General features: G+C 59.4%; 6 protein-coding genes, 1 tRNA gene, 2 rRNA genes and 1 pseudogene (1 of these 10 cut by a window edge). All 10 read left to right on the top strand.

Annotation, left to right across the window (positions count from 1 at the left end; all coding sequences use genetic code 11):
* Window positions 1-2,655: ribosomal RNA gene (locus tag GA0004734_RS16250) — 23S ribosomal RNA — on the top strand (it extends 241 nt beyond the left edge of the window).
* On the top strand, window positions 2,648-2,914 hold the full coding sequence (locus GA0004734_RS16245; protein ID WP_139056217.1) for a hypothetical protein: 267 nt from the start codon (window positions 2,648-2,650) through the stop codon (window positions 2,912-2,914). Before GA0004734_RS16250 ends, GA0004734_RS16245 begins: the two co-directional genes overlap by 8 nt.
* A 67-nt stretch (window positions 2,915-2,981) precedes the next feature.
* A 5S ribosomal RNA gene (rrf, locus tag GA0004734_RS16240) occupies window positions 2,982-3,096 on the top strand.
* A gap of 53 nt (window positions 3,097-3,149) precedes the next feature.
* Window positions 3,150-3,226: transfer RNA gene (locus tag GA0004734_RS16235), tRNA-Met, on the top strand.
* A gap of 135 nt (window positions 3,227-3,361) precedes the next feature.
* Window positions 3,362-3,733 (top strand): IS66-like element accessory protein TnpA, encoded by a 372-nt coding sequence (locus GA0004734_RS16230; protein WP_092930189.1) that lies wholly within the window; start codon window positions 3,362-3,364, stop codon window positions 3,731-3,733.
* A gap of 11 nt (window positions 3,734-3,744) precedes the next feature.
* Entirely contained in the window at window positions 3,745-4,083 is a 339-nt protein-coding gene (gene tnpB, locus GA0004734_RS16225) for an IS66 family insertion sequence element accessory protein TnpB (RefSeq protein ID WP_092935686.1), read from the top strand.
* Between the two features lie 45 nt (window positions 4,084-4,128).
* Window positions 4,129-5,337: pseudogene (locus GA0004734_RS16220) on the top strand (IS66 family transposase); the annotation flags it as partial.
* Window positions 5,338-5,373: 36 nt separating this feature from the next.
* Entirely contained in the window at window positions 5,374-6,870 is a 1,497-nt protein-coding gene (gene istA, locus GA0004734_RS16215) for an IS21 family transposase (protein WP_139056207.1), read from the top strand.
* Entirely contained in the window at window positions 6,867-7,625 is a 759-nt protein-coding gene (istB, locus tag GA0004734_RS16210) for an IS21-like element helper ATPase IstB (protein ID WP_092930036.1), read from the top strand. The genes istA and istB overlap by 4 nt, the downstream gene beginning before the upstream one ends.
* 149 nt (window positions 7,626-7,774) lie before the next feature.
* Window positions 7,775-8,974, top strand: coding sequence for an ABC transporter permease (locus GA0004734_RS16205; protein ID WP_092936368.1), 1,200 nt, complete (start codon window positions 7,775-7,777; stop codon window positions 8,972-8,974).
* Window positions 8,975-8,995: the final 21 nt, after the last annotated feature.

The following is an 8,995-nucleotide window of genomic DNA, read 5'->3' as shown; positions in this document are numbered from 1 at the left end:
CGTCAAGGACGCGCTCGGTTTCCAAGCATTATCAATAAGGTATCTACACCTGAATCCATAGGGTGTAAGAGGCGAACGCAGGGAACTGAAACATCTAAGTACCTGCAGGAAAGGACATCAACCGAGACTCCGCAAGTAGTGGCGAGCGAACGCGGACCAGGCCAGTGGCGATGATTGCTAAAGCAGAACGACTTGGAAAGGTCGGCCATAGTGGGTGATAGCCCCGTATGCGGTGATGCTTTTATCGTCCTAGAGTAAGGCGGGACACGTGAAATCCTGTCTGAACATGGGGAGACCACTCTCCAAGCCTAAGTACTCGTGCATGACCGATAGCGAACAAGTACCGTGAGGGAAAGGTGAAAAGCACCCCGACAAGGGGAGTGAAATAGAACCTGAAACCGGTTGCCTACAAACAGTCGGAGCCATTATTGGTGACGGCGTACCTTTTGTATAATGGGTCAACGACTTAGTGTGACATGCAAGCTTAAGCCGATAGGTGTAGGCGCAGCGAAAGCGAGTCTGAATAGGGCGTTTGAGTATGTCGCATTAGACCCGAAACCGAGTGATCTAGCCATGAGCAGGTTGAAGGTTGGGTAACACCAACTGGAGGACCGAACCCGCATCTGTTGCAATAGATTGGGATGACTTGTGGCTAGGGGTGAAAGGCCAATCAAACTCGGAGATAGCTGGTTCTCCGCGAAAACTATTTAGGTAGTGCGTCGAGCGAATACCTCAGGGGGTAGAGCACTGAATGGGCTATGGGGACTCACCGTCTTACTGATCCTAATCAAACTCCGAATACCTGAGAGTACTACTCGGCAGACACACGGCGGGTGCTAACGTCCGTCGTGAAGAGGGCAACAACCCTGACCTCCATCTAAGGTCCCCAAGTCATGGCTAAGTGGGAAAGGATGTGAGACTCCCAAAACAACCAGGATGTTGGCTTAGAAGCAGCCATCATTTAAAGAAAGCGTAACAGCTCACTGGTCTAATTAAGGGGTTTTGCGCCGAAAATGTAACGGGGCTAAAGCCATGCACCGAAGCTGAGGGTTCTGACGATCCTAACGGATCGCAGAGCGGTAGCGGAGCGTTCCGTAAGCCTGTGAAGGGAGACCCGTGAGGGCTCCTGGAGGTATCGGAAGTGCGAATGTTGACATGAGTAACGATAAAGAGGGTGAGAGACCCTCTCGCCGAAAGACCAAGGGTTCCTGCTTAAAGTTAATCTGAGCAGGGTTAGCCGGCCCCTAAGGCGAGGCGGAAACGCGTAGTCGATGGGAACCACGTTAATATTCGTGGGCCTGGTGGGAAGTGACGGATTGCGTAACTTGTTCTGACTTATTGGATTGTCAGGGCGGGGAAGCGGTTCCAGGAAATAGCCCCACCGTATAGACCGTACCCGAAACCGACACAGGTGGTCAGGTAGAGCATACCAAGGCGCTTGAGAGAACTATGCTGAAGGAACTCGGCAAATTGCACGCGTAACTTCGGAAGAAGCGTGACCCTTTTGTACGCAAGTATGATGGGGTGGCACAGACCAGGGGGTAGCGACTGTTTATCAAAAACACAGGGCTCTGCGAAGTCTTTAAGACGACGTATAGGGCCTGACGCCTGCCCGGTGCTGGAAGGTTAAAGGGAGAGGTGCAAGCTTTGAACTGAAGCCCCAGTAAACGGCGGCCGTAACTATAACGGTCCTAAGGTAGCGAAATTCCTTGTCGGGTAAGTTCCGACCTGCACGAATGGCGTAACGACTTCCCCGCTGTCTCCAGCATAGACTCAGTGAAATTGAATTCCCCGTGAAGATGCGGGGTTCCTGCGGTCAGACGGAAAGACCCCGTGCACCTTTACTATAGCTTTACACTGGCATTCGTGTCGGCATGTGTAGGATAGGTGGTAGGCTTTGAAGCTTGGACGCCAGTTCAGGTGGAGCCATCCTTGAAATACCACCCTTATCGTCATGGATGTCTAACCGCGGTCCGTTATCCGGATCCGGGACAGTGTATGGTGGGTAGTTTGACTGGGGCGGTCGCCTCCGAAAGAGTAACGGAGGCGCGCGATGGTGGGCTCAGAACGGTCGGAAATCGTTCGTCGAGTGCAATGGCATAAGCCCGCCTGACTGCGAGACTGACAAGTCGAGCAGAGACGAAAGTCGGTCATAGTGATCCGGTGGTCCCGCGTGGAAGGGCCATCGCTCAACGGATAAAAGGTACGCCGGGGATAACAGGCTGATGACCCCCAAGAGTCCATATCGACGGGGTTGTTTGGCACCTCGATGTCGGCTCATCGCATCCTGGGGCTGGAGCAGGTCCCAAGGGTTTGGCTGTTCGCCAATTAAAGCGGTACGTGAGCTGGGTTCAGAACGTCGTGAGACAGTTCGGTCCCTATCTGCCGTGGGTGTTGGAATATTGACAGGATCTGTCCCTAGTACGAGAGGACCGGGATGGACATATCTCTGGTGGACCTGTTGTCCTGCCAAGGGCATAGCAGGGTAGCTATATATGGACGGGATAACCGCTGAAGGCATCTAAGCGGGAAACCCCCCTGAAAACGAGTATTCCCTTGAGAACCGTGGAAGACGACCACGTTGATAGGCCGGGTGTGGACGTGCAGCAATGCATGAAGCTTACCGGTACTAATCGTTCGATCGAACTTGATCGTTCCCATTGCCCATGCTCATCGCAAGGTGAAGGCGAAAGCCTTCGCCGGTCGCCGCGAAGGCAAAGCCTTCGTCGGCTCGATCGCATGTTTTGTCCTCACGCTGTCGCGGCTTTGCCGCTTCGGCTCACGGACGGCGCGCCCAACGATGGGCGACGCGCCTTGCGCTTGCCAGACCACAGGGTCTGGGTCACAGGCGTCCGGCAAGCACTCCAAAGACGTGTTCAAATCCAGCGAAACAGACGCCACAGCAAAGTCATAACCGGCTCACTGCTTACAGCTCACCATTCGCCAACAAATCCAGCTTCTCATCGTTTGCCCTTAGCCGACCTGGTGGTTCTGGCGGGGTGGCCGCACCCGTTCCCATTCCGAACACGGCCGTGAAACGCCCCAGCGCCTATGGTACTTCGTCTTAAGACGCGGGAGAGTCGGTCGCTGCCAGGTCTGCTAAAGGCAAACATTATATCTTCTCCCACACACTCAGTCCCTTTCCCTTCCGCGGGGTGGAGCAGCCCGGTAGCTCGTCAGGCTCATAACCTGAAGGCCGCAGGTTCAAATCCTGCCCCCGCAACCACCGACACTTGTAACGCTTTCCAATCAGCCTCCGCCTCGGCGAGTACGGCAGTACGCATCCGAGGTGGGCCGCCTTGTAGGAGCTGTCGGATCTGGCACTGACTGTCCTTATTGACGTCAATATGGACAGTGCGGAATGGAACGACTTGAGATTGTCGATAGCGGGCGACGTCGTCGCTTCAGCAAAGAGATGAAGCTGCAGATTGTCGCCGAGAGCTATTCGGAACCTGGCTTGTGTGCGACGACGGCGCGGCGACATGGCATATCGCGCTCGCAGTTATATGAATGGCGCCGGCTCGCACGAGCGTGGCAACTGGATGTTGCGTCGCCTGTGAGCGGCTTTGTCCCCGCGCTGCTTGTCCCAGAGGTAGAGCCAGCAGCAGGGTCATTGCCCACCGTCGGCCGGATGGATGTTGTCAGCGCGAACGGTCGTCGCGTGATCGTGGACCGCGATGTCGACGTTGAGGCGCTGCTTCGGATCCTGCGCGGACTGGAGGCGCTGCGGTGAACCTTTTTCCGATGGGAACAGGCGTCAAGGTCTGGCTTTCGACTGGGTTCACGGACATGCGCTGTGGCTTTCCGTCGCTGGCGCTTCGGGTTCAGGAGGTTCTGAAGCACGATCCGTTGTCAGGGCATCTCTTCGTCTTCAGGGGGCGCAGATCGGATATTCTGAAGATCATCTGGCATGATGGTCTGGGTGCCTGTCTTTTTACCCGGCGGTTGGAGAAGGGCCGGTTTATCTGGCCGAATATGGAGGGCGGGGCGGTAGCGATCTCACCGGCGCAATTGTCCTATTTGTTGTCCGGGATCGACTGGCGCAATCCGCAGGAAACCTGGCGACCGACACGGGTCGGATAGCATTATTACATTGAAAATATTGAGTTAATCTGATCGAATGGCTTCATGACTTCGAAGCCTTTGGATCTTCCTGCGGACCTTGCGAGCGCCTATCTGGCGCTGCTTTCCGAGCGTGAAATATTGCAGGCTGAACATGATGGCGTTGTTGCCGAGCGCGATACTGTCGTCGCCGAGCGGGACATTGCGGTGGCGCAAGCCGCCAATGCCCAGGCGATGCTGTCCGACAGCGAGGCGTTGATCGCCAAACTGGAGCTGGCGATCGAAAAGCTGAGGCGGGAGCTTCGCGGAAAGCGTTCCGAACGCACCGCGCGATTGCTTGACCAGATGGAATTGCAGCTCGAGGAGCTGGTGATGGCCGCGACAGAGGACGAGGTTGCAGCGCAGGCTGCTGCCGCCAAGACCGCGAGCGTACGTTCGTTCACACGCAAGCGGCCGGTGCGAAAGCCTTGGCCGGAGGATGTAGAACGCAAGCGTGTGGTCATCGATCCTCCCAGCACTTGTGCATGCTGTGGCGGATCCCGGCTTTCCAAGCTGGGCGAGGATATGACCGAAACGCTGGAGGAGATCCCGCGCCGGTTTATTGTGATCGAAACCGTACGGGAAAAATTTACCTGCCGGGACTGCGAGGCGATCAGCCAGCCGCCGGCGCCGTTCCATGCCACGCCGCGTGGCTTCATCGGTCCTCATCTGCTGGCGACGATCTTGTTCGATAAGTTCGGCATGCATAGTCCGCTCAACCGGCAGAGCACCCGGTTCAAATGCGAGGGCATCGAGCTTTCGACCTCGACGTTGGCCGACCAGGTCGGGTATGGGACAGCCGCGCTGCTGCCGATCTTTGATCTGATCGAGGCGCATGTCTTCGCGGCCGAGCGCCTTTTTGGCGACGACACCACTATTCCCATTCAGGCCAAAGACAAATGCACGACCGGGCGAATATTGACCTACGTGTGCGATGACCGGCCCTACGGCGGCGCGGCTGCACCGGCGGCCATATACTATGCGTCGAGCGACCGGCGCGGCGAGCATCCGCAGAAGCACCTGGCCGGGTATGGCGGCATTCTGCAGAGTGATTGCTACAATGGCTTCGAACCGCTCAGTGTCGCCGAAAAGAAAGCCGTACCGATCACCTTCGCCTTTTGCCATGCGCACGCGCGGCGCAAATTCTTTGTGAGAGCGGCGGTGCAAAATTAGACCACGGTAGCGGCGGGATTGTCCCGCTTCGGGCGGCGTAAAAGTCGGCCACCTATTTCTCTTCTGCAATGAGCGCAGGAGGGCCTGGGGATCTATACCGTGGAATTATATCTGAAGGTTCGACTGGCTTGCTCGGAAGGCATGAGCCGGCGTCAGGCTGCAAAGCATTTCAACATATCGCGCGACAGCGTTTCCAAGATGCTGTCCTATTCGACGCCACCTGGCTATCAGCGACAATCACCGATCCGGCGGCCCAAGCTGGATGCGTTTGTCTCGACGATCGATCACTGGCTGGACGAAGACAGACAAGTGCCGCGCAAGCAGCGCCATACGGCCAAGCGGGTGTTTGACCGGCTTCGAGACGAATGCGGGTTCACTGGCGGCTATACGATCATCAAGGATTACATGCGCGAGCGGGATCAGCGCCGCCAGGAAGTGTTCGTGCCGCTGTCGCATCCGCCCGGCCATGCGCAGGCCGATTTCGGTGAGGCGATGGTGGTCATCGGCGGTGTCGAGCAGAAGGCGCATTTCTTCGTGCTCGACCTTCCGCACAGCGACGGCTGCTACGTGCGGGCCTATCCGGCGGCAGTGGCCGAGGCCTGGGTCGATGGCCATGTCCATGCGTTCGCTTTCTTCGGCGCCGTGCCGCAATCGATCGTCTACGACAACGACCGTTGCCTGGTGGCGAAGATTTTGCCTGACGGCACCCGCAAGCGCGCGACGTTGTTCAGCGGCTTCCTGTCCCACTACCTTATCCGGGATCGCTATGGCCGTCCCGGCAAGGGCAACGACAAGGGGAACGTCGAGGGTCTCGTCGGCTATGCCCGGCGCAACTTCATGGTACCGATCCCGCAGTTTGCGACATGGGAGGCGTTCAACACCTTTCTGGAGGAGCAGTGCCGGAAGCGCCAGCGCGACAGGCTGCGCGGCGAGAGCGAGACGATCGGCGAGCGCTTGCGGCGCGATCTGGCTGCCATGCGCGCCTTGCCAGCCTCGCCATTTGATGCCTGCGACCAGGCAAGTGCCAAGGTGACGGCGCAGTCGCTGGTGCGCTACAAGACCAACGACTATTCCGTCCCGGTCGCCTATGGCCATCAGGATGTGTGGGTGCGCGGCTATGTCAACGAAGTGGTCATTGGTGGCCGTGGCGAGATCATCGCCCGCCATCCTCGGTGCTGGGAACGGGAAGACGTCGTCTTCGATCCTGTCCATTACCTGCCGCTGATCGAGCAGAAGATCAATTCGCTGGATCAGGCAGCGCCCCTCCAGGGCTGGGACTTGCCGCAAGAGTTCGCTACGCTGCGCCGGTTGATGGAAGGCCGCATGGCCAAACACGGCCGGCGTGAGTACGTGCAGGTCCTCCGCCTGCTGGAGAGCTTCGAACTCGCCGATCTGCATGCGGCGGTGAAGCAGGCGATCCAGCTTGGCGCCATTGGCTTTGACGCCGTCAAGCATCTGATCCTGTGCCGGGTGGAACGCCGGCCGCCCAGACTGGACCTGTCCATCTACCCGTATTTGCCGAGGGCGACGGTCGAGACGACATCGGCGAAGGCGTATATGCGTCTCCTGTCGTCGGATGCGGGAGAAGTCGCATGAACACCCAAGCACCCGAGATCCTTCTCACCCATTATCTCAAAACCCTGAAGCTGCCGAGTTTCCAGCGCGAGTACCAGAAGCTGGCCCGGCTGTGCGCCACCGAAGGCGTCGATCATGTCGGATACCTCACCCGGCTTGCCGAGCGGGAGATGATCGAACGGGACCGTCGCAAGGTCGAGCGTCGCATCAAGGCGGCCAGGTTCCCGGTCGTCAAAAGCCTCGACAGTTTCGACTTCGCCGCCATCCCAAAGCTGAACAGGATGCAGGTGCTGGAACTGGCGCGCTGCGAATGGATCGAGCGCAGGGAGAACGTTATCGCTCTCGGCCCCAGCGGCACGGGCAAGACCCATGTGGCGCTCGGCCTCGGCCTGGCCGCCTGCCAGAAGGGCCTGTCCGTTGGGTTCACGACAGCGGCCGCACTGGTCAGCGAGATGATGGAGGCGCGCGACGAGCGGCGTCTCATCCGGTTCCAGAAGCAGATGGCCGCCTACCAGCTGTTGATCATCGATGAACTGGGCTTCGTGCCGCTGTCAAAGACCGGCGCGGAATTGCTGTTCGAGCTGATCTCGCAACGATACGAGCGAGGCGCGACCCTGATCACCAGCAACCTTCCTTTTGACGAATGGACGGAAACCTTGGGGTCCGAGCGCCTGACCGGCGCTTTGCTCGACCGCATCACCCATCACGTCAGCATCCTCGAGATGAACGGCGACAGCTATCGTCTCGCCCAAAGCCGCGCCCGAAAGGCCGGCTGACGCCCTTCGAAAATCGCAACGCGCGCATGAGACCCCCGCTCGGGCCTAAGCCCTCCCGGCGGTCTCATGCGCGCGCCACAAGTGGCCGACTTTTGCGCCGCCGCGTGGCAGGATTTTACTCCGCCGTTGACAAGAACACGGTGATCTCCATGTCCACGCTCATGCGACAGACCGGCATCATGATCCGGGTCAATCTTCTCAGCCTGCCACGCCGGCTCGCCATTTCCCTGTCGATGACTTTGTCCATCGCCTTGGTCGTCTGTGTGCTGGCGGGCTTTCTCGCTTCGGCCAAGGGTTTCGAAAGCGCCCTTGCCGGGGCAGGCTCGCCGATGGTTGCGGTCATCCTCGGTGGCGGCGCGCAGCAGGAAAACGGCTCGGATATTCCTCCCGACGTCATCCGCTCGCTGGAAGCGACGACGGGCGATATCGGCGCGATGCGCAATCGTGCGGGGCGGCTTGTCTCGTCGCGCGAGGTGATCGTCGCCGTCGATGTCGATATGGCCGACGATGATGCATTTCGCACGATTGCGATCCGCGGGATGGATGCTGCCGGAGCGTCGATGCGCGATCAGATCGCCGTGACGGAGGGCCGTTTTTTCACGCCGGGCGCGCGGGAGATCGTGATGGGTGACCAGCTTGCCACGACACTCGGCCTCACGGTCGGCCAAAGTGTGCGTCTCGGTGCTGTCGACTGGAGGGTCGTCGGGCGGTTTTCGGCCCATGGCAACGCGTTCGAATCCGAGGTCTGGGCCGATCTCGATGCGGTCCGCGCCGGGTTCGACCGGCAGAATACCGTGCAGAGCCTGCGGCTGCGGCTGATCGAGCCGGCTGGCCTGACGCGCTTGCAGGCCCGGCTTTCGACGCTCGGCACCGTGCCTCTCGTGGTGATGGCGGAGGCGGATCTTTATGCGGCGCAATCCGGCCGCACGGCGCGTCTCATCCGGCTGTTTGCCTGGCCGCTGGCGCTGCTGATGGCCATCGGCGCGACGGCCGGTGCGCTGAACACGATGATGAGTTCCGTTTCCGACAGGACGATCGAAATCGCGACGGTCCGGGCGCTGGGCTTCCAGCAGTTTGCCGCCTTTGTCGGAACCTGGGTCGAGGCTATGTGCCTTGCCGCGGTCGGCGTTGCCTTGGGTCTCGTCGTCTCCTGGCTCGGCTTTAATGGCTGGCAGGCGAGCACGATCGGGGCCAACAACGCGCGCCTGTCCTTCCAGCTATCGGTGACATACGATGTCGCGGTCGTCGCCGGCCTGCTCGGCCTTGCGATCGGTGCGCTCGGCGGCCTCATCCCGGCCTTCGTGGCCACGCGGTTGCCGCTGACCGCGGCGCTTCGGGCGCGGGGCTGAGGGACCGGTTTCCACTTATCC

The organism is Rhizobium sp. 9140, from assembly GCF_900067135.1.
Lineage (GTDB): Bacteria > Pseudomonadota > Alphaproteobacteria > Rhizobiales > Rhizobiaceae > Ferranicluibacter.
Note: the sequence above shows the minus strand (reverse complement) of the source record. Positions and strands in the feature narration are given on the sequence as shown.